At 28.4% G+C, this 19,712-nt stretch carries 23 protein-coding genes; 8 read left to right on the top strand and 15 right to left on the bottom strand.

Going from position 1 to position 19,712, the window contains the following annotated elements:
• Nucleotides 1-183 precede the first annotated feature (183 nt).
• From amrS to PUD86_06860, 5 genes are all read right to left on the bottom strand, one after another.
• Nucleotides 184-1,056, bottom strand: a complete 873-nt coding sequence (amrS, locus tag PUD86_06840; GenBank protein ID MDD6776992.1) for an AmmeMemoRadiSam system radical SAM enzyme — start codon at nt 1,054-1,056, stop codon at nt 184-186.
• Entirely contained in the window at nt 1,043-1,969 is a 927-nt protein-coding gene (gene thiL / locus PUD86_06845; protein MDD6776993.1) for a thiamine-phosphate kinase, read from the bottom strand. The genes amrS and thiL overlap by 14 nt, the downstream gene beginning before the upstream one ends.
• A 61-nt stretch (nt 1,970-2,030) precedes the next feature.
• The gene (gene cfbA / locus PUD86_06850; protein MDD6776994.1) at nt 2,031-2,510 is read right to left on the bottom strand and encodes a sirohydrochlorin nickelochelatase; all 480 of its coding nucleotides are present in this window, start codon (nt 2,508-2,510) and stop codon (nt 2,031-2,033) included.
• Nucleotides 2,511-2,584: 74 nt separating this feature from the next.
• Complete coding sequence (gene cfbA, locus PUD86_06855) at nt 2,585-3,505, bottom strand: sirohydrochlorin nickelochelatase (GenBank protein ID MDD6776995.1); 921 nt, start codon at nt 3,503-3,505, stop codon at nt 2,585-2,587.
• Complete coding sequence (locus PUD86_06860; GenBank protein MDD6776996.1) at nt 3,477-3,875, bottom strand: Zn-ribbon domain-containing OB-fold protein; 399 nt, start codon at nt 3,873-3,875, stop codon at nt 3,477-3,479. The genes cfbA (PUD86_06855) and PUD86_06860 overlap by 29 nt, the downstream gene beginning before the upstream one ends.
• 172 nt (nt 3,876-4,047) lie before the next feature.
• On the opposite strand from PUD86_06860, the gene PUD86_06865 reads away from it, so the two are divergent.
• Complete coding sequence (locus PUD86_06865; GenBank protein ID MDD6776997.1) at nt 4,048-4,989, top strand: hypothetical protein; 942 nt, start codon at nt 4,048-4,050, stop codon at nt 4,987-4,989.
• Complete coding sequence (locus PUD86_06870) at nt 4,979-5,842, top strand: hypothetical protein (protein MDD6776998.1); 864 nt, start codon at nt 4,979-4,981, stop codon at nt 5,840-5,842. The genes PUD86_06865 and PUD86_06870 overlap by 11 nt, the downstream gene beginning before the upstream one ends.
• Here PUD86_06870 and PUD86_06875 read toward each other — a convergent pair.
• The 4 genes from PUD86_06875 to PUD86_06890 are packed head-to-tail and all read right to left on the bottom strand — an operon-like array spanning nt 5,839 to nt 9,317.
• Nucleotides 5,839-7,098, bottom strand: a complete 1,260-nt coding sequence (locus tag PUD86_06875) for a magnesium transporter (protein MDD6776999.1) — start codon at nt 7,096-7,098, stop codon at nt 5,839-5,841. The genes PUD86_06870 and PUD86_06875 overlap by 4 nt on opposite strands.
• Nucleotides 7,099-7,125: 27 nt before the next feature.
• Entirely contained in the window at nt 7,126-7,698 is a 573-nt protein-coding gene (locus PUD86_06880) for a potassium channel family protein (protein MDD6777000.1), read from the bottom strand.
• Between the two features lie 38 nt (nt 7,699-7,736).
• Nucleotides 7,737-8,810: a precorrin-3B C(17)-methyltransferase gene (cobJ, locus tag PUD86_06885; protein ID MDD6777001.1), complete on the bottom strand. Its 1,074-nt coding sequence runs from the start codon at nt 8,808-8,810 to the stop codon at nt 7,737-7,739.
• A 9-nt stretch (nt 8,811-8,819) separates the two neighbouring features.
• Entirely contained in the window at nt 8,820-9,317 is a 498-nt protein-coding gene (locus PUD86_06890; protein ID MDD6777002.1) for a hypothetical protein, read from the bottom strand.
• Between the two features lie 156 nt (nt 9,318-9,473).
• Between PUD86_06890 and PUD86_06895 the strand changes: the two genes are divergently transcribed.
• Together PUD86_06895 and PUD86_06900 are read left to right on the top strand one after the other, a co-directional pair.
• Nucleotides 9,474-11,207, top strand: coding sequence for a DNA-directed DNA polymerase II small subunit (locus tag PUD86_06895; GenBank protein ID MDD6777003.1), 1,734 nt, complete (start codon nt 9,474-9,476; stop codon nt 11,205-11,207).
• A 12-nt stretch (nt 11,208-11,219) separates the two neighbouring features.
• On the top strand, nt 11,220-11,801 hold the full coding sequence (locus PUD86_06900; GenBank protein ID MDD6777004.1) for a class II aldolase/adducin family protein: 582 nt from the start codon (nt 11,220-11,222) through the stop codon (nt 11,799-11,801).
• Here PUD86_06900 and PUD86_06905 read toward each other — a convergent pair.
• Entirely contained in the window at nt 11,798-11,971 is a 174-nt protein-coding gene (locus PUD86_06905; protein ID MDD6777005.1) for a Met repressor, read from the bottom strand. The genes PUD86_06900 and PUD86_06905 overlap by 4 nt on opposite strands.
• Before the next feature lie 149 nt (nt 11,972-12,120).
• Between PUD86_06905 and PUD86_06910 the strand changes: the two genes are divergently transcribed.
• The gene (locus PUD86_06910; protein MDD6777006.1) at nt 12,121-12,366 is read left to right on the top strand and encodes a UPF0147 family protein; all 246 of its coding nucleotides are present in this window, start codon (nt 12,121-12,123) and stop codon (nt 12,364-12,366) included.
• Between the two features lie 18 nt (nt 12,367-12,384).
• Here PUD86_06910 and PUD86_06915 read toward each other — a convergent pair whose 3' ends face one another.
• Nucleotides 12,385-13,398, bottom strand: a complete 1,014-nt coding sequence (locus PUD86_06915; protein MDD6777007.1) for a cobalt-precorrin 5A hydrolase — start codon at nt 13,396-13,398, stop codon at nt 12,385-12,387.
• On the bottom strand, nt 13,395-14,432 hold the full coding sequence (locus PUD86_06920; GenBank protein ID MDD6777008.1) for a cobalamin biosynthesis protein: 1,038 nt from the start codon (nt 14,430-14,432) through the stop codon (nt 13,395-13,397). The genes PUD86_06915 and PUD86_06920 overlap by 4 nt, the downstream gene beginning before the upstream one ends.
• Before the next feature lie 64 nt (nt 14,433-14,496).
• Here PUD86_06920 and PUD86_06925 point away from each other — a divergent pair, with 64 nt between their 5' ends.
• Nucleotides 14,497-14,970, top strand: a complete 474-nt coding sequence (locus PUD86_06925) for a DUF2299 domain-containing protein (protein ID MDD6777009.1) — start codon at nt 14,497-14,499, stop codon at nt 14,968-14,970.
• An 847-nt stretch (nt 14,971-15,817) separates the two neighbouring features.
• A complete protein-coding gene (locus PUD86_06930; protein ID MDD6777010.1) occupies nt 15,818-16,981 on the top strand; it encodes an orc1/cdc6 family replication initiation protein in 1,164 nt (387 codons plus the stop codon).
• On the opposite strand, the gene pyrB is transcribed toward PUD86_06930, so the two are convergent.
• Genes pyrB through hisG form a run of 3 tightly spaced genes read right to left on the bottom strand, consistent with a single transcriptional unit; the run spans nt 16,974 to nt 19,247 of the window.
• Nucleotides 16,974-17,909 carry an aspartate carbamoyltransferase gene (gene pyrB / locus PUD86_06935; protein MDD6777011.1) on the bottom strand — a complete coding sequence of 312 codons (936 nt, stop codon included), beginning with the start codon at nt 17,907-17,909 and terminating at the stop codon, nt 16,974-16,976. The two genes, PUD86_06930 and pyrB, sit on opposite strands and share 8 nt — an antisense overlap.
• Nucleotides 17,902-18,390, bottom strand: coding sequence for a flavodoxin domain-containing protein (locus PUD86_06940; GenBank protein MDD6777012.1), 489 nt, complete (start codon nt 18,388-18,390; stop codon nt 17,902-17,904). Before PUD86_06940 ends, pyrB begins: the two co-directional genes overlap by 8 nt.
• Nucleotides 18,387-19,247 carry an ATP phosphoribosyltransferase gene (gene hisG, locus PUD86_06945; protein ID MDD6777013.1) on the bottom strand — a complete coding sequence of 287 codons (861 nt, stop codon included), beginning with the start codon at nt 19,245-19,247 and terminating at the stop codon, nt 18,387-18,389. Before hisG ends, PUD86_06940 begins: the two co-directional genes overlap by 4 nt.
• 225 nt (nt 19,248-19,472) lie before the next feature.
• Here hisG and PUD86_06950 point away from each other — a divergent pair, with 225 nt between their 5' ends.
• Nucleotides 19,473-19,679, top strand: coding sequence for a histone family protein (locus PUD86_06950; GenBank protein ID MDD6777014.1), 207 nt, complete (start codon nt 19,473-19,475; stop codon nt 19,677-19,679).
• The last annotated feature ends 33 nt before the right edge of the window (nt 19,680-19,712 follow it).

Genomic DNA, 19,712 nt, shown 5'->3' on the forward strand with positions numbered 1-19,712 from the left:
TTCAAAAAACAATGCCAAAATCAAGAAAACGAACATTCAAGACTAAACGAGGCGTTTTAAAACGAATCTATCGCAGGGATCTCATTTGGAATGACAATCGCAAAAAGGATTTTGAAAATCAACAAAGTTTTTGAAAGAGTCATAAAAAATAATTAAAAAAAAAAGAATAAAAATACCAAAAAATTAGATATTTCCCAAATAAACATTTTTAATTCCCTTATCCATAGCAATTTCTTTTGCCTTGAACAATATTTCAGGATTTGTAGGTGAAATATCATTCATTTTATAATAAGGAAATGCTCTTGAAAAATGAACAGGGACATTTTCATCCAATTCATTTACAACAAAATCACATAATGCATTAATTTCATCAACAGAATCATTGTAGTCATTGATTATGAGATTTGTAATTTCAAGGTGTTTACCTGCAAGATAAATACTTCTTAAATTATCTAAAATAACATCCAAATCCGCTCCACAGACTTTTTTATAAAAATCATCGGACATGGATTTCAAGTCTATATTAAATGCATCAACAAAACCTAAAACTTCCTGAAGAGACTTGTTTGAAAAGTATCCATTACTTACATAGATGACTTTAAGATTTTTCTGCTTTGCAAGTAGAGAAGTTTTCTTGTTGAATGGTAAGTGTATAGTAGGTTCGTTATACGTCCAAGCAATAGACTTACAATCATACTTAAGTGCATTTTCCACAATTGCTTCTGGCGTTATTTTAACACCTCTTGAATAGTCACCATATTCATGAGAAATCATATAGTTCTGACAGTGTAAACATATCATATTACACCCAAAACCACCAATTGAATATGTTAAAGTCCCTGATAAAAATTTATTTAACGGCTTTTTTTCAATAGGATCAGGGCTTAGTGATGAAACAATACCATAGGATTCATCAAATAGTTCTCCATTGACATTTTTATGTTGACGACAAACTCCAAAACTTCCATCAGCTATTTTACAGTAGTTAGCACAGATTTCACATCTGATTTTTTGTGTCTTGGAACTTTTTTTATATAAATCATTATTCACTAACATAGTGTTCATAACCCTTATTTTTAATTTTATCAACAAAACCATTTTCCAAGGTAATTTCAACAACATCACTGTCAGTTACCTCGCCAATAACCTTATAATCAATAGGTAATTTCTCTAAATCGTCTTTAGATATTGTAAAAAGCAATTCAAAATCTTCACCAACATGAAGAATTAAATCAAGATAATCCAAGTCAAGCCCATTAGCCATGTTTTTATACTCATCACTAATGTCTAATAACTCTTCATAAATCATAAAACCAAAATTATCCTTTTTAATCTCATATAATTCACTTGCAAGCCCGTCAGTAATATCAGTAGCAGATGTTGCTCCATAATCCTTTAGAATTTGTCCTTCTTTAATTCTGGCCTTTGGTTTAAGAGCTTTTTCAACATAAATATTATCTAAAGTTTCAAGCTCAAAACCTAGTGCAGCAAGACCTATATCACCTGTAATAGCTACTAAATCCCCTTGTTTATAGGTATTTTTCATCAAAGGCTTATCACAGGTTCCAAGAGCAGTACCTGAGATTATAATTTCTGATGCTTCATTGGTATCTCCTCCAATAAGAGGAATTGAATAGTAATCACATGCCTTAAAAACACCATCAATTATTTGTTTAAAGCTGTCAACTTCCAAATCTTTTGGAATAGCTATTGAGAGTAAAAATCCCAAAGGTTCAGCACCCATAGCTGCCAAATCACTTACATTTACTGTAACTGCCTTAAATCCCATATCAAAATAAGACATATTTTTTGGAAAATGTCTTGACTGAATAAGCATGTCACATGTTGAAATTAAGTTTAAATCTAAAAAAGGAGTAACTGCAGTATCATCTGGCGTGATTTTCTTTGAATTAGCTATAATATACTTAACCAATTCTTTTTCACCAATATCTGAGACTTTAAGAGTCATAAATATTAGTATAATTTTTAAAATAAATAAGTTTTAGCAAAAAAAGTAAATGTTTCAGAAATTATAAGTTTTCTGAAACTCTGTCTTTAATAATCTCATACATACGTTTGTCGACACCAAGAGGATCGGTTAAAACAATCTCACCGTCAAATTCAAACTCCTCTTCATCTTCATCATGATGGTGATGATGATGTCCGTGATGGTGTCCATGATCGTGATGATGGTGGTGATGACCATGACAGTCTTCTTCATCAAAATCACTTTCAATACCAAGTAATCCTGGAATATCTCTTTTAGTATGTAATCCGTGAGCAACAAATACAGGAACAACGATTATTTTTTCTAAATCGTTTTCTGAAGTTAATTTTTTAATTGTTTCAGGTATTCCTGGTTTTCTGATTTCCATAAATCCATATTCAACTGGCATGTCTGGAAATTCTTCAACATACATTTCTTTATAAGCTTTAATTACTTCTTCACCGTCATCTAATCTGGAACCGTGGCTTAAAAGTAAAATTCCTGTTTTTTTATCAGCCATAATATCATCTTTTTAATTTAAAATTAAATTTTGTTAAGTTATCTTGAAAAAATTTTTTTTCAAAAAAAATATTGAAGCTAACAAGCTTCATTAATCATTGAAATTAAAATGTCAATTAATATATCATCCGCTTTAATAGGTTCTGGATAGAGAATTTCACCATCAAACTCAACAGGAGTTAAATCATGAGTGTGGTCATGTCCGTGGTCATGACTATGTTCATGATGATGTTCGTGAGTATGTTCATGGTCATCCAAGAATCCTAAAATATGAGGAATATCGTGAGTTGTGTGCATTCCCGGAGCAATAAATACAGGAACAACAACTAATCTTTCTAATTGATTCTCATCGACTAATTTATTAATTGATTCTGGTATGCTAGGACCGCATAATTCCATAAATCCAAAACTGGAAGGTAATTCACAGGTTTTTTCAAATTTATTATATAATGCAGTAGCAAACTCTTTATTATAATGTAATCTAGAACCATGAGTTACAAGTAAAATACCTGTTTTTGCATCATCATCCAATTTAGATTCAGATAATGCCTCATTGATTCTTTTATCAATAATATCTAAAAGTTCATCACGAGGTCCGATTGAAGATAATAATTTAATTTCACCATCAAAATCAACATCATCAGCAATTGACAAATAATGTTCTTCAGGGTAATTTCCATCAGGACATCTCGGATCAACTTCCAAAGAATCAAGACCTAATAATTGAGGAATATCAATATTAGTATGAATTCCCGGAGCTAAGAATACTGGAAGTGCAATAATTTTATCCAAATCATCAACTTGATTTTTCAATACTTCAACTGCACCAGCAATAGTAGGCTCAGATACTTTCATATATCCGATTTCAGCAGCTAAACCAGTTGCTTTAATGAATTTTTCTTTAATTTCAACGAAAACTTCTTCAGCGAAAGGTAAAGTACTGCCGTGACTTACTAAGATGACACCAGTATTATTTAACAACTTTGAATTTATATCCATAGGAAATAACTCCGTCTTCTCCATCCTCTCTTATTTTTCTAAATACCATTTCTACGTCATCGCCGATTTCAATATTATCGACATCACAATCAACAAGTTGTGAAGTTAATTTTGCACCTTCTTCAAGTTCAATAACAGCTACTACATAAGGAGCTAAGTTTTTGAAATCATCTGGTGCGGATCTAATTACTGAGTAAGTGTAAATTTTACCTTTTCCTGAGAATTGGAAAGGTTCAAGGTCACCTTTTCTCCTACAGTTAGGACAAACTACACGAGATGGGAAAAATAATTCTCCACAGGTGTTACATTTAGTTCCAATAAGGTTGTATCTTTGTTGAATATGACGCCATGTTCTTACAGTATCTGACATGAGAAAATCCTCCATAAATATTAATTAAATATAATTTATATTAATTAATATAAATAAGTATTTTTTTTATTACTAAATTAAACTATTTTTAGAAAAAGTAATAATTTTTGTGCAAAATCACCTAATCACACTTTGAAAATTAATTTATTAATTTTTTAATAAATTTTTAAAAATGAAAATTGACTCTAAAGGAAATTTAATTATAGGAACAACGGCTATTTTAATTGTAGCCTTATTATTGATTTGTATTTTTGTTATAAGCTGCATAAATTACATTCAAAATGAAAATATTGATTCCGTGCAAAATGATAATTTCAAATATCTCATTGATGATTACACTCAAAACCTTGAAATTAGCCAAAGAGATGCAATAGCTAAAGCAACTCAAAAAATTTTCAATGGTCTTCATATCTTTAACAGTGAAAATCAGATTAAAAAAAATTTAAACGAAATTTTAGATGAAAAAAACAAAGAATATGAAGAAAAATATGGTGTAAAAATTACATCAGAAGTATTGTCTGTTGAAAACACTGATTCTGCCTGGAAAATATTATTTAAAACCAGATTGAACGTTCAAAAAGACAATGAGAAATTTTCTAAAATTATTGAAAAAAATGCCACAATTGAAGGTTTAAGAGACCCTCTTCCACTTGCAAAATTAACAATAGCTTCTGGAATACTCACATACGATGATAAAATTCACTATCAGGAAGGTTTGTCAGCTTACATGTTATTACATCAGTTTGATTCACCAGAATCCTATATTGAAGCAACTGCACCATTATACATTAAAAAATGTCCATATGACCCATATATTCATCATGGAGACCCAGGTGTTCTTGATGATTGTCTAAAACAAGGATATTTTCATGAAAGTGCTGATGGGAGCTGTTATTTATGTAGATTAGAAGGAAAAGGAAAATGTCCTCATTATGGTTTTGAAGTTTTTATTCAAACTCACACTCCTCTAAAAAATGAGTCACTGTCATGTTCTGACCATGTTGTGTTTGCTGATCACTACAACGGACAAAAAATTGATCCTGATGACTGGAATAGCTTAATTTTAGATTCATCTCACCAGAAAAAATACGGGTTGGATAAAAATGATAGATGATAAAGGAAGCATTACAATAGAACTTTGTGTAGTTTTAGTAGTAATTTTACTGATTCTTGGCGTTGTTTTAAGCTCTTTTGAAAATACAAATGACAAGATAATTAAACTGCAGGAAAAAGAAAATATTGAAATTTTAACATCTGAATTTGTTGACAATTTAATCAATAACCAAGGAGTACCTGAAAACTGGTTTGAGTATGAAAAGGCAACTCCAGGACTTGCAATTGTAAATGAAAATGGTGAAATTATACCAAACAGTGTTTCATACCAAAAATTAATTTCACTTGGTAAAAACTACAAACAGTTCATAGATAAACAGCAATTCAACTCAAAACTTCACTCATCAATGGAATTAATTCCAAACAAGAGGACCATTTCAAGTGTAAAAATTGGTTCTCAAAGTGATTCAAATAACATTTACTCCGTTAACAGACTCGTTAAATGTGATTATTATAAAAAATATGTCATAAAAGATTTTCAAAACGAAGGAAAATGCAACCAGCAACATAAAGGAGAATATAGCTGCAATTATTTTAAGATATTTAAATCAAATCTTAAAAGCTCAGATTATTATCTATTAATTGATTCAGATGAAAAATATGATTTAAAATACATTATTGATACAACACAATCTAAAAATAAAAATTGGAAACTTGCACTCTCAGATACAATTTATCTAAATGACAAGATTAATTTTTATGATGATAGTGATGCAATTGTATTTGTTCACTTTGATAAAGCAAATGCAAAGGCTGTTCTTGTAAATGTATCTAAAAATTTTGATAAAAATTATTTAAAATATGATTATTTTAGAACAAACGAATGTCAGTTTATTCTAAAAGTATGGTTTTAGATAAAAATGGATAATATAAACAAGGATACAGAAATTAAAATCAAACTGGAGATTAAATCTGTTACACTAGCTGAAACTGGAATTACAATATTATCCGGATCTAAATTACGATTATATGAGATTGCTGAGATATAATAAACAACAAATACCATTATTGAAACGAGAATAATTCCTGAAATTAAACTAATAGGAATAATTTTATCAAAACCAACACCAATTGTTCCAAATGAAATTGATGATGCCTCAGCAAGAATTCCAATCAACGGAAATACAATAATAGCTAAAACAAAGCAGATTTTGAAATCATTAACTGCTTCTCCTTTCGGTCTTGATAGTGGTTCTACCAAACCAGAGTGAAGACCGGAAGATAGTTTAGCACCTAAAATACTAATTAAACTTCCACTTTCTCCTGAAAAGAGAGGTATTAATGTAAGTAAACTAGGATTTGTAAGTAATGTTTCAACTGAACTATTCAAAATTCCTCCAGCTGAACCTCCTAAAAAGGAACATAAGAGCAATATTGGAGTAGATTGTTTTAAAATGGTTTTACTTTCATCAGACAATCTGTAACAATGAATAAATCCTATTGAAATAGCAATTAACATTACAATAAAAATTATATCCTTAAATATTAAATTAAAATTAATTGCATGAAGAATAAAAATTGAAGCAATAATAGCTGGAAGGGTAAATAAATCTCCAAATCCTGCAATAATTGGACTTGTGACATTATCTGGGTCCCAACCGTTTTCAAAGCTTTTAAATGATATAAACATTGTAATTGGAAGCATTATTAAATTTGAAATAATACCTGCAATTACACAGATTAAAATAAAGTCAATTAAATCCATTGATGGGCAGTGTAATATTAAACAGAATAGTTTACCTACAATACCCAAAAATACTGATAAAATCAAGGTCAATACAAATGAAGAGAATATATTATAATTTAAATATTCTGAAAATTCAAACTCAGGAGATATTAACCCGATATGTAAACTGGTAGATAATCTTGAAGCAAAAGAGCCAAAAATATTTCCTCTCATTCCAATAGCACCAGGAATAACAACTAATAAACCTGGAAATGTTTCAAGGAAAAAGGTCATTCTACCTAATATAATACCTGCTATTAAATCTCCAGCAGCACAAATTAAAAGAGCGATTAATCCTTCTTTTATTACATGATTATTTACATCGTAAAAATTAGATGCGCGGGTAGATAGTGAAGTGCGAATCTTCTTCTGTTGATCCTTCATAAATATCACTACCCATAATCATTTTAATCACTCTTCGTCTTCTAATTCTTCTGGAATGTCTTCAAATGAGCAAGCACCTGAAGCAAGTTTTTCTAATAATTCAGCACCTTCATCAGTACCTTTTAAAATTAATACATCGTTAGCTAAAAGCATGGTGTTTTTATCAGGACCATAAATCCAGGATACACCTCTTCTAATAGCAATTACTCTCATACCTGTACGGTTTACTAAAAGTAAATCACCTAAAGTATTATTTGCTAATTCTGATGAATCATCAATTGTGACTCTAACAATACTTTTATCAGATTCTTCCATTACCATTTTAAATACTGGATGTGGTTTAAAACCAGTTATTACTAAATCAGCTAAATCTTTTGCAGCATTTGCCATTGATTCTGCAGCTTCTGCAATTTCAATTAAAGCAGTTAATTTTTCAGCATCCTCATATGAACGTGCTGCTACCAATGATTCTTTTTTAATCTCATAGTTCATTGCATTGACTTCATTTTCAAGTGTAATAACTTCTTCTGCAGCTGCTTTACTGTTAAATAAAACTGCAGAATATGCTAAGTCGACCATAAGTTCCGACATATTTTTCATTTCTATTAAAAGATTTTTAATTGACAATTACAAGACCTCTAAATATCATTTGGATTATTTTTTAATAAACAAGCCCTTCTAAGTTTTAATAATGATTTTTTCTTTGATTTTAAATCTTCAACATCTTCCAAGATGTTTTCTAAAGGTTGACGTAGGCATTCAACACTTTCTTTATCATGTAACCAAAGACAATTCTTACAATTCCAAATACCTTTACCTTTAATCCATTCTCCACCGGTTGAAGAATCTCCACACGGATAAAATGGACAGTAACAGAAATCACAATACTGTCCGTCATAGTGACATGGATAATATTCACATTCTCTATTTGGACCGTGTGCAATTTCGCCATTTAAGAATTTTTCATAATGATTTTGTGACAATTCATGAATGTTAAATCTAATTACATATCCTCTAGGTGTTACAAGTTTTCCTTCTTGAACATAAGTCAAATCATTTCCAACGATTAATGTGCAGGACATATTGACAATATCTTCAGTTAAATCCTTAACTTTGACAATAGTTGTTTTTGGTGGTTCATAGGTACTATCAATAATACCAATTAATGTATCTTCACCTTTAATATCTAAAACACATTGTTTAAACCTTCTAAAAGGTTCTTTACGTGTTTTACTTATAGGATTATAAATTGCAATAATTAAATTAGCTTTAAGAGCATATTCCAACTTTTTTTCAATTTCTGAAAGTGGAGTTAAAATATTACTTAAACTAATAGCTGCAAAGTCATTTAAAGGAGCTCCCAAATGACTGGAAGCATAATTAAGAGCAGAAACACCAGGATAGACTTTTATTTCAACATCATCATATTTGCTGACAATTTGATATAAAACATTGGCCATTCCAAAGACTCCAGGGTCTCCAGAACTGATTAGAGAAACTGTTTTACCTTCTAAGCTTTTTTGAATAGCAAATTCAGCTCTAGCTATTTCATCGCCCATTCCTTTTTTAATGACTTCCTTATCTTGAATTAAGTCTTCAATTTGGTTAATATATTTTTTATAACCAATAACAACATCAGACTCTTCAATAGCCTTGAGGGCTCCTAAAGTCATATTTTCTCTATTTTGACCAATACCGATTACATTAATCATTTATATCCCTTAATATAGTTTCAACACTGAAGTTATTACCATAGCTCTTGTATCAGCTTTAATTCCGCTTTCCACATGGTGTGCAGGAGCAGTAGCTATAATCTTATAAGACGGATCTTGACTGATAATAATTTGTCCTGAAGTTGAGTTAGGAGAAGCATAACCTAAAGCTTCGATAGTTACAGTAATATTATCATTGCTTTTATCATCACGGGTAGTGATGTTCATTGAATCAACATTAACCCCATCGACATTCGACAGGTTTTGCATCTGTATTGCAACATCTTTTTTATTAGTAATATTAATTGGAGTTGGATCTTTGATTAAAGCCTCATTAACAGTTTCTGGATTGAATATTGAAGATATCTTTTGTATTTGCATATCTATTAATCCCGGAATATTAGGTGCTTCAGCAGTAACAATTGTATATGAACTGACAAGACCTACTTCAAAGAATATAACAAATAAAACAACTATTAAAATAATTCTAACAAATTTATTCGCCATTTTATCACAATCATTATTTTAACTTATAATGAAATAGTTTTTATTTTTAATATATAATAAAGATAACTAATTAAATAAAGATTATAAGGAAAAATAAAAATTTTAAAAAAAAATTCTCAAAGTTTATTAATATAGAAAATTAAAATTTTAACTAATATGTCAACTAATAAAATTCTATTAAAATTTGCAAAAAAAGGAATCAACCTATCACCTGAAGCATATGAAAATGTCATGAATGCTGAAGATCCTTTAAACTATGCATCATCATTAATTGTTAAATTAAAAAGTGACAAATTCTCATCAAAAGACTTGGTATCTGTTAGTGGTGAAATGATTGATGAGATTAATGGTGTTAAAAAACAAGAACCTGTTAATCAAAAAACATTAACACCAGAAGAAACTCCTGAACCTGAAATAAAAAAAGAAGTAAAAACAATACCTAAAACACCAGAAGTTAAAAAAGAAGTTGACACTCCAAAAGAAATAACAAAAACACCTGAAACACCAAAAGATGCTGAAACACAAACACCACCTAAAAAAGCAAGTATTGATGATTTAAAAAAGGAAAGTGATACTCCTGAAAAATACATCAACAAGGAAATTTTAGAAGCATCTGAAACTATTAAAGATGAAAAAATTAAATTCAAAAGAAATCAGCAAAAAACCAATGTTACTTATGATTTTAAAATCATACAGGATACTTCTAAAAAATCATATACAAGCGGAGAGCTTGAAAACCTCATTTCATACTTTAAAAGCAGATATGAAAAACTAGCTAATATCCTATCAAAAAGACCTGAACTTAGAAACTATACTAAAGTTGCAGATATTGATGATTCACAGGAAAATTTATCTTTAATTTTAATGGTTCGTGAAATAAGAACCAGTAAAAATGGACACAAAATCATTGAATTTGAAGATGATACTGGAACAATTTCAATTTTATTCTCACACAATAATGAAGAGTTGTTTGCAGAAGCTGAAAAACTTGTAAAAGATGAAGTTGTCGGTGTTATTGCAAATAAAAGTGATGATAAAGGATTTGCTTTTGGTCAGCAAATTATCGATCCAGGTGTTTTAAGAATTCCTGATAAAGAAATGGACTTTGGAATAGTATTTTTGTCTGATGTTCACATTGGAAGTTTAACATTCCTTGAAGAGGCTTTCCAAAGATTTATTGACTGGATCAACTGTGAATTTGGTTCTGAAGAACAAAGAAGAATTGCAGAAGACGTTAAGTATCTTGTAATTGGTGGAGATATTGTGGATGGTATTGGTGTATATCCAAACCAAGACAAAGAATTAGCAATTAAAGATATTACAGAACAATATAACGAAGCTGCTAGACTTTTAGGAAACATCAGAAGTGATATTAAAATTATTATTGCTCCTGGAAACCACGACGCATCTAGAGTGGCAGAACCACAGCCTGCTGTACCTGAAGAATATGCAAAAGCACTCTATGAGCTTGACAATGTAGAATTTATTTCAAATCCAGGTGTAGTGTCTCTTGATGGAATTAATGTTTTAATTTACCACGGACGTAGTTTTGACGATTTGGTAATGGCTGTAAAAGAGTTTACTCACGAAAGAAATGATTTGTTAATGGAAGAATTATTAAAGAAAAGACACTTAGCTCCAATTTACGGAGAAAGAACACCATTAGCATCAGAACTTGAAGATTATTTAGTAATTGATGAAGTGCCAGATATATTCCATACAGGTCACGTTCACATTAACACTTATAGAAAATTCAAAGGTATTCATTTAATTAATTCAGGAACATTCCAGACTCAAACTGAGTTCCAGAAAATTTATAACATTGAACCAACCCCTGCAGAAGTTCCTGTAATTCATAAAGGAAAATATAAGCACTTAAAATTTGTTTAAGAGGTATTTCAAATGAAAAAACATATTAACGAAATCATTAATGTTTCAAATGAAATTTATAACAAAGGATTAGTTTCTGGAAAAGCTGGAAACATCAGTAAAAGAATTAAAGCAAGTACTGGAGATATTGTTGCTATTACTCCAACTTTAAAATCATTATCTGATTTAAGAGAAGAAGATATTGTATTAGTCGATATGGATGGTAATTTATTAACAAAAGGAAAACCATCTTCTGAAGTTGGAATGCATTTAGAAATCTACAAAAAAAGAGACGATGTGAATGCAATCGTTCATACTCACTCAACTTATGCAACAGGATTTGCTTTTTCTAATAAAAATCTCAAAAGACTAGAAGGTTTTGGAGAAATAAAAAATCCATATGTAGCTTCAATTGAATATGCTAAACCTGGAACTGTAGAATTAGCTAAAAATGCTGGTGAAGACATAAAAAATGAAGATGTGTTAATTTTAAAAAATCATGGTGTAATTTGCGTTAGTGATGATTTGAATGAAGCAAAGTTATTAGCAGTTTTCGTTGAAGAAAGTGCTAAAACTCAGTTTGTAACTTATATGTTAAATTCAGTAGAAGATTAGAATGTATCTTCATCTGAAACATTATCATTATTTTTTCTTGATTCCATTCCTTCATTAATCATTTTGAGGATTAAACCGGATAATGTGACATCTTCGTCAATAGCTACTTTTTTTAATTCTTTTTTTAAATCAACGGGAAGATTTATAGTTGTTCTACTTACATCTGACATAATATATAATTCCTTTTAATAATAATATATATTTTTCTATTACGAAAAAGGGCATTTTACCACAAACTATTTAAAGAGAATATTAATAAATATATATTATAATAATAATTTTATTAACTATTTTTAATAATTTATTTTGGAGGGGTATTATGAGTGGTCAAATAGACGAAGTTTGTGAAATACTTGAATACATTGCTGATAATAACACTGTTCCTCGTAACATTAGAGAGGCAGCAGGAAATTCTAGTACCTTATTAAAAGATGAAGAACAAGACGAATCTGTAAAAATAAGTACTGTTTTAGGAAAATTAGACGAAATTAGTAATGATCCTAACATCCCAGTTCACGCAAGAACTTTAATTTGGGAAGTTTTATCTAAATTAGAATCAATCTAATTTTTTTTCTTTTTTTATTTATTTTGATATTGCAACTGAAATTGTAACACCATCATACGAAGTCTTTTTATATATTAATTTTGAATCAAAACCAGCTGTAATTAATGCTGAAGGTTCACAAACACCATAAATTCCGAATTTTGAATATACAAACTCTGATTTTTTAATATCATTTGATTCAAAAAGCTTTAATTTTTCCAATTCAACAAAGTTAACTGGAATATCTAATTTTTCAGAAAGTTCCAAAATACCTTGCTCGTCTTTTTTTATTTCAGCTGAAGACAACATGTTGATTCTTGATTTTGAAATATTTAATTTATTAATTGAATCCATAAGACCATCATAAATCTTACTGCACTCTTTTCCACGTCTACAACCTATTCCAGCAACAATACGTCTTTCTTTTAAAATAATTTTATGATCATCCAATAGAACATGAATTTCATCTGTATTTATATCTTCTAAGTAAGAAAATGAGACATCAATTTCAAGTGTAACGTTATCTAAATATTCTAATAAATAATCAACATTCTTATTAGGATTTATAGCGAATGTAATTTGTTTTCCATTCAATATAGATTTGTTAAAAAACAGTATTTCTTTTGGATTGTCAATTGATAAGTATAAATTATTTGCCAATACATCGATACCTAACTTTTTATTAACATCGGTCGAAGTGGTAATAACAGGTGTTGCATCAATTAATTTTGCAACTTTGTTTGTTAATTTATTAGCACCACCAAGATGACCTGATAAAGTTGAAATAACAAAGTTAGCATTATCATCAATATTTAAAACAGCAGGATCTGTGACTTTAGATTCAATTAAAGGTGCAATTGATCTAATTAAAATTCCAGAAGCCATAATTGCAATTACTGCATCATATTCATAAAATAAAACTGGAAAATGATGTTTAACATTTTTGTGATATAAATCAACTTTAATTATTGTTGAATCACCATCCAATTTTTCTTTTAGGTTTATTGCTACTTCTTGACCTTTATTTGAAACAGAAATAATTGCTATTTTCATAAAATCACATAAATCAATGTAAATAAAATAATTATAAATAATGTAAATAATATTATTGACAATTTAGATAAATTAACAGCTTTTGTAATATCATCAGCATCAATATCCTTATTGTTATCTCCTAAAATATAGGTATCTTTTTTTATCAGCTGAATATTCAATGCTCCTGCGGTTGTTGCCATTGTGTAACCTGAATTAGGAGATGGACAATTTCTAGCATCTCTCATCATTACGTTAAAACTTTGCTTCCAATCCAATCCTAATAAAAATGCAGAAACAACAACACATAAACCTGCAATTCTTGAAGGAATATAATTTAATATATCATCAATTTTTGCAGGACAATATCCAATTTTAATGAGTTCATCAGTTGTATATCCAAGCATAGCATCCTGTGTATTTGAAAGTCTGTATAAAACAGGTACAAGTAATAAAAGATACACATGAAATGATACTGGCCAAAACAACACAATTAAAGCAAATATAAAATAGTAAAAAACAGGTGCTACGTACGAATCTGTTATATTTTCAGTTAAACTTTCAATCACTGCTGAGACAATGAAACTTTCTGTTAACTCATCAGTATTTCTACTTACCAAATATGATACAGATTGTCTTGCTTTGTCAATATCAGTGTTAAGATCATCACGAACATCAATTGCAGTTTGTAAAAGCATTTTGATTGAAAATGTTGATGATAATATAATTGAAAATATTAAAAATAATAATATTAAATTATTTTTTATAATTAAATAAATAATTAATAATAATACACTTGTAGTGATACTGGTAGTAAAAACTAAACCAAACCCAGATAATCTTGTTCTAAATTGAATTAAATGTTTTTTAAAAAAACTAATTACATTACCCATCATTACGACAGGATGAATTTTTCCTGGAAGCTCACCAAGCACCACATCAATTGCAACTGAAAATAAAAAAGCTATAATAATGAATAAAAATAACTTAAATGAAACAAGATCGTTTACATTTGAAAATAATATATTATTTATTAATTCATTATTTTTTATCATATTTATTATATATATTATAAAAAAATAAATATTTTATTGTATAATTTTAATAGTTAGTGATACTATGATTAGTGAAGAAACAATTAAACAATGGTTACTTGACGAAGATATGCTTTTAGAAATGAAATATGATGAATCAGCTGATTTTCATTTTATTATTGAATTTCCAAAAGAAAATATTATGGATGTTGTAAAACCTAAAGATAAAGATTGTATTATCTTAGCATGTGCAACTCAAGTTTCACCTGAACATACTAATTTGATGATGTCTTCAAATCCAAGTGTTAAAAAAGATTTTATTTTAGACTTAAACTTTGGTTTAAACCAATTTTTAGTTGACTATGAACTTCAGGTTCAAAATGACGTGTTACAACAATTTATTATTACTGATCAAATCTTTGAAGATGGATTAACAAAAAATGAACTTGTAAAAACATTGAAAAGAATTTTCAAGTCAAAATTACACTGTATCTGGTTAATTGACAAAAAATTTGGCACTATTTCTCAGCCTTCAAATGAAAATGATATGTTCATTTAAAGAGAGAGAGGTACACTTCAAGTGTAACGTTTTCGAAGGTATATTAGAACTGAAGAGGTGCATTTCAACTGTAAACACTTGAAATTTCACCCTATTATTTTTTCTTTTATTTTTTAATTTTAAGCTCTTAAAAGTCTTTATTTTTAATTCTAAGAATTTTTTAAAAAATTTTAATTTTTTTACACTTGAAATATATGTCTTGATTTTTTCAATATCTGTGAAATTACTTACACTTGAAACACATGTCTGTCTCTATTTTGCAAATTTTAATTTTTTTTTCAAATTCAAAATTTCTAAAAATTTTACACTTGAAATATATGTCTTGATTTTTTGATTATATTGAAATTTCATTTCACTTGAAATACATGTCTCTCTCATTTCTCAAAATTTTTACACTTGAAAATTATGTCTTGATTTTTGATTTTCGCACAAAATTGCTTTCACTTGAAACACATGTCTCTCTCTTTTTTCACAATTATTTTTGTTTTTTTAAAAAATTTCTGATTTAAGCGCCAAATAGCTCTTATTTTTCTTATTTTTACTTAAGTTTTACACTTGAAATAGTTATCTTATATTTGAAGTAGTACAATTTCATATTAAATATTATATTTATTTTTATCATTTATTTTTTAATTTCCGTTTCACATAATGATATTTTTTAAATAATATCAATTTTTACGCTGTTATATTTAATTTTGATTGATTTTATTATGTTAAATTTTTAAATTTTTTCAAATTTTAATACTTTCATATGAAATTGTAATAAACATGTTTATTTATGATACAATTTATATTATTAACACTGGAAATTATACTCTAATTTTTTATTAATTTTTATGGTGGATTTATGTCAAATATTTTTGATGAATTACAAAATAATAATGAAGGGACATTAATATTTAAAGATAAAAAACCCTTGGATCACAGATGGTTACCTGATAATTTAGTACATAGGGAAGAACAGATTAGACAAATTGCAAAAAATTGGATTGATGTATTAAACGATGTTACACCTTCCAATGTTACTTTATATGGAAAAACTGGAACAGGTAAAACTGCAACTTCTAAATTTGCACGTGAACAGCTCATGGAAGTTGCTCGTAAAAAGAAAATCTTTGTTAAAATTGAATATATCAGATGTACTGATTATACTACTGAATATCAGGTTATTGCAAAATTATGTAACCAGCTTGGACGTGATGTTCCAAACCGTGGTTGGACAAAAGGTGAAGTTGTAAATACCTTTAGAGATATCTTCAAATCTAGTAATGCTTTTGGTAAAAAACTACAATTAATTGTTATTTTAGATGAGATTGATATTTTGCTTAATAAAGATGGGGATGGAATTTTATATACTCTTACTAGAACAGACAATGTTTCTGTACTATGTATCAGTAATTATTTAGATTTCAAAAATTTAATCAAACCTAGAGTAACTAGTAGTTTAAATGATAAAGAAATAGTATTTCCACCATATGGTGCAACTCAGTTAATTGATATATTAAATGAAAGGGCTGCATTATCTTTTAATGAAAATGTACTTGCAGATGATGTTATTCCATTATGTTCTGCAATGGCTGCTAAAGAAGAGGGTGATGCAAGATACGCTCTTGATTTACTTAGAAATGCAGGTGAATTAGCATTTGATGAAGATTCTGATAAAGTCACTACTGCTCATGTTAGAATGGCAAAAGACAGAATTGAACACAATAAGGTTATTGATATTATTAAAACTTTACCTCTTCAACAGCAAAGAGTTTTAGTTTCAATTTTAAATTTAACTAAACAAAAAGAAGAAATTACATCTGGTAAATTATATGAAACTTACACAGATTTATACAAAAAAGATGCTGTTACTTACAGAAGAATCTTTGATTTTATTAATGAACTTGAAATGTTAGGAATCATTTCCACAAACACTATTTCTCGTGGCCGTGGAAAAGGAAGAACTAACATTATAAAGTTACAATGTGATGAAACATTATTAGAATCATCCCTAACAGTTATTTAGGGTTGTTCTTAATTAATGTTTTTAAAATAGCCATTCTCACAGGAACTGCATTTGCTGCCTGTGTGAAATACTTGTTATACTTTGTATCATCAAGGTCTGGATCTATTTCATCAATTCTTGGTAAAGGATGCATAATAATTAAATCCTTACCTTCAACTAATTTTTTATTAAGCACATATGCTCCTTTAATTTTCAAATAATCGTTAATGTCTGCAAAACGCTCTTTTTGTATTCTTGTTACATACAATACATTAACGTCATCAAGGATTTCTTCAATACTATCTACTTCTTCATATTCAACATTAGTTCCTTCAATATCATGAAGAACTTCCTGTGGCATTTTAAGCTCAGGTGGTGAAATTAAATAAATTTTAACGTTTTTAAATAATCCTAATGCATATGATAATGAGTGAACTGTACGACCGAATTTTAAATCACCAATCAATGCGATTTTTAAGTTGTCAATTTGTCCGATTTCATTTTTGATAGTGTATAAATCAAGCAATGTTTGGGTTGGGTGTTGGCCAGCTCCATCTCCTGCGTTAATTACAGGAACATCTACTACATCAGAGATGAATTTTGTTACTCCTTCAAGTTCGTGTCTAATAACTAAAGCATCACTATATCCTTCAAACATTTTTGCAGTATCAGCAATACTTTCACCTTTAGATACAGAACTAGATCCACTGCTTTCAAAACCAATGCATTCTCCGCTTAAACGTTTCATGGAGGTTTCAAATGACATTTTGGTCCTTGTTGAAGGTTCAAAAAACATTAATCCGAGAATTTTTCCCTTTAATTCTTCAGATATGTCTCTGGATTTTGCAATGTCTTCCAATTTTGAAGCTTCATCAAGAATATATTCAATATCTTCTCTTTCAAAGTCTTTTATTGAAATTATATTTTTTAATTTAAAAATTTTAATCAACCCTTTGTTCAATTAAATTATTTATATAATCGCTAAATTTGTTAATTTCATTTATGTTTAACTTAGGAATAATATCTTCAGTTTTGTTTTTTGTTCTTATTTTTTCAAAAAAACCTTTATCTTCAATATTTAATTCATATCCAAAATTTGAGTTAATATGTGATGAATTTACTAATTCTTCTGTATATAATTTATTGAATATCTTTTCATTATTCAAATCATTTTCACAGTTAATTGCAAGCGCAATAGGTTTTTCTTTTATATTTTTAAAGTTTCTCATTAAATATATTTTTAAATTACTATCAATTTTACCTCTATATGCTGAAGCAACAAAGATTATGAAATTATATTTCAATATACATGCTGTTTTTGCCTTGTCAATTGGTATTAACTGCACATCAGCATTAATCTTGTCGTATAGTAATTTACAAGATTTTTTTGTAGATTTTTTTGAAGTTGAATATATTATTCCAATTTTCATATTATTCTTTCAATAGGCACTACAAGAATGTCTTTTGCACCAGCATTTCTTAAATCATTTACAAGTTCAAATACTTCTTTTTCATCAATTACTGCTTGTACTGCAACGGTTTTTTCATCAGATAATACTTCTGAAATGGTTAAACCACCCATTGAAGGCATTACTTTTTTAACGTTATTTAAATCATCATCTTTAACGTTCATCATGATTAATTTTTTACGATCAGCATCAAGAACACCTTTAATACTTGTACTTACAGCTTCAATCAATTCACTTCTTGTTTCTAAACTTTCTTTATTAGCAATAAGTTTGATTGTACTGTCTAAGATGTTGTCGATGATTTTTAGATGATTCATTTTTAATGTTGTACCAGTACTTGTTAAATCTGTTATTAAATCTGCAATTCCAATAAATGGAGCTGCTTCAGTTGATCCACTTAATTTAATGATTTTTAAGTCTAATCCTTTTTCATTTAGGTATTTTCTGGTTAACACTGGAAACTCAGTTGCAACTATCATATCTTCTGTGATATCATCAGCAGATTTAATGTCTGATTCTTCAGGAGCTGCTAAAACTAATTTGGTTTGTCCAAATCTTAAATCAAGTAATTCAGCAACTTCTGCTTCACTTTCATTAATTAAATCAACACCGGTTATTCCCATATCTGCAACTCCATTGTTTACAAATTTAGGAATATCAGATGCTCTTGCAAACATAACTTCTATATTTTCATTAAATGTTTTAGAAATTAATTTCCTGTTATTTTTGTCAATTAATCCTAAACCAGCTTTTTCTAATATGTTTATAGATGGTTCACTTATTCTTCCTTTTGAAGGTATTGCAATTTTTATTTTCATCATATCTTCTCAAATTTTTTTATATTATTATTTTTTAAATTTATTTTATAAATAAGTATTTTTTTATTACTATTTTCTTATTTATTTAAATAATTATTTGTTATTTTGAGATAAAGCCTTTAATTAAAGGAAATATTTAAATATGAAGTTATCTTATACTTATTTAACTTATGATTTGTTTATATAAATCATAAGTTTTTATAAAGTTTATGTGAGGTGAAAATCATGTCTGAAATACCAAAAGCTCCTGTTGCTAGAATTATTAAAGAATCTGGTGCTGAAAGAGTAAGTGAAGATGCAAAAGTTGCATTAGCTGACTACTTAGACGAAGTTGCACGTAACGTTGCTAAAGAAGCTAACGCTGTTGCTAAAATCGCTAAACGTAAAACTGTAAAAGCAGAAGATATTAAATTAGCTATCAAAAACTTATAGTTTTTTTAGATTTCTTTTTTTTATTTTTTTTAA

The organism is Methanobacteriaceae archaeon (assembly GCA_029219465.1).
Lineage (GTDB): Archaea > Methanobacteriota > Methanobacteria > Methanobacteriales > Methanobacteriaceae > Methanocatella.

Excerpts from the sequence above, each read along its gene's own strand:
- PUD86_06950 (MDD6777014.1), top strand. The coding sequence starts at position 19,473 with ATGTCTGAAATACCAAAAGCTCCTGTTGCTAGAATTATTAAAGAATCT.
- cfbA (MDD6776995.1), bottom strand. The coding sequence starts at position 3,505 with ATGGATATAAATTCAAAGTTGTTAAATAATACTGGTGTCATCTTAGTA.
- PUD86_06910 (MDD6777006.1), top strand. The coding sequence starts at position 12,121 with ATGAGTGGTCAAATAGACGAAGTTTGTGAAATACTTGAATACATTGCT.
- PUD86_06865 (MDD6776997.1), top strand. The coding sequence starts at position 4,048 with ATGAAAATTGACTCTAAAGGAAATTTAATTATAGGAACAACGGCTATT.
- PUD86_06870 (MDD6776998.1), top strand. The coding sequence starts at position 4,979 with ATGATAGATGATAAAGGAAGCATTACAATAGAACTTTGTGTAGTTTTA.
- PUD86_06905 (MDD6777005.1), bottom strand. The coding sequence starts at position 11,971 with ATGTCAGATGTAAGTAGAACAACTATAAATCTTCCCGTTGATTTAAAA.
- PUD86_06860 (MDD6776996.1), bottom strand. The coding sequence starts at position 3,875 with ATGTCAGATACTGTAAGAACATGGCGTCATATTCAACAAAGATACAAC.
- PUD86_06895 (MDD6777003.1), top strand. The coding sequence starts at position 9,474 with ATGTCAACTAATAAAATTCTATTAAAATTTGCAAAAAAAGGAATCAAC.
- hisG (MDD6777013.1), bottom strand. The coding sequence starts at position 19,247 with ATGAAAATAAAAATTGCAATACCTTCAAAAGGAAGAATAAGTGAACCA.
- PUD86_06920 (MDD6777008.1), bottom strand. The coding sequence starts at position 14,432 with ATGATAAAAAATAATGAATTAATAAATAATATATTATTTTCAAATGTA.
- cobJ (MDD6777001.1), bottom strand. The coding sequence starts at position 8,810 with ATGATTAATGTAATCGGTATTGGTCAAAATAGAGAAAATATGACTTTA.
- PUD86_06915 (MDD6777007.1), bottom strand. The coding sequence starts at position 13,398 with ATGAAAATAGCAATTATTTCTGTTTCAAATAAAGGTCAAGAAGTAGCA.
- PUD86_06940 (MDD6777012.1), bottom strand. The coding sequence starts at position 18,390 with ATGAAAATTGGAATAATATATTCAACTTCAAAAAAATCTACAAAAAAA.
- PUD86_06925 (MDD6777009.1), top strand. The coding sequence starts at position 14,497 with ATGATTAGTGAAGAAACAATTAAACAATGGTTACTTGACGAAGATATG.
- amrS (MDD6776992.1), bottom strand. The coding sequence starts at position 1,056 with ATGTTAGTGAATAATGATTTATATAAAAAAAGTTCCAAGACACAAAAA.
- PUD86_06875 (MDD6776999.1), bottom strand. The coding sequence starts at position 7,098 with ATGAAGGATCAACAGAAGAAGATTCGCACTTCACTATCTACCCGCGCA.
- thiL (MDD6776993.1), bottom strand. The coding sequence starts at position 1,969 with ATGACTCTTAAAGTCTCAGATATTGGTGAAAAAGAATTGGTTAAGTAT.
- PUD86_06930 (MDD6777010.1), top strand. The coding sequence starts at position 15,818 with ATGTCAAATATTTTTGATGAATTACAAAATAATAATGAAGGGACATTA.
- PUD86_06890 (MDD6777002.1), bottom strand. The coding sequence starts at position 9,317 with ATGGCGAATAAATTTGTTAGAATTATTTTAATAGTTGTTTTATTTGTT.
- PUD86_06880 (MDD6777000.1), bottom strand. The coding sequence starts at position 7,698 with ATGAAAAATATGTCGGAACTTATGGTCGACTTAGCATATTCTGCAGTT.
- PUD86_06900 (MDD6777004.1), top strand. The coding sequence starts at position 11,220 with ATGAAAAAACATATTAACGAAATCATTAATGTTTCAAATGAAATTTAT.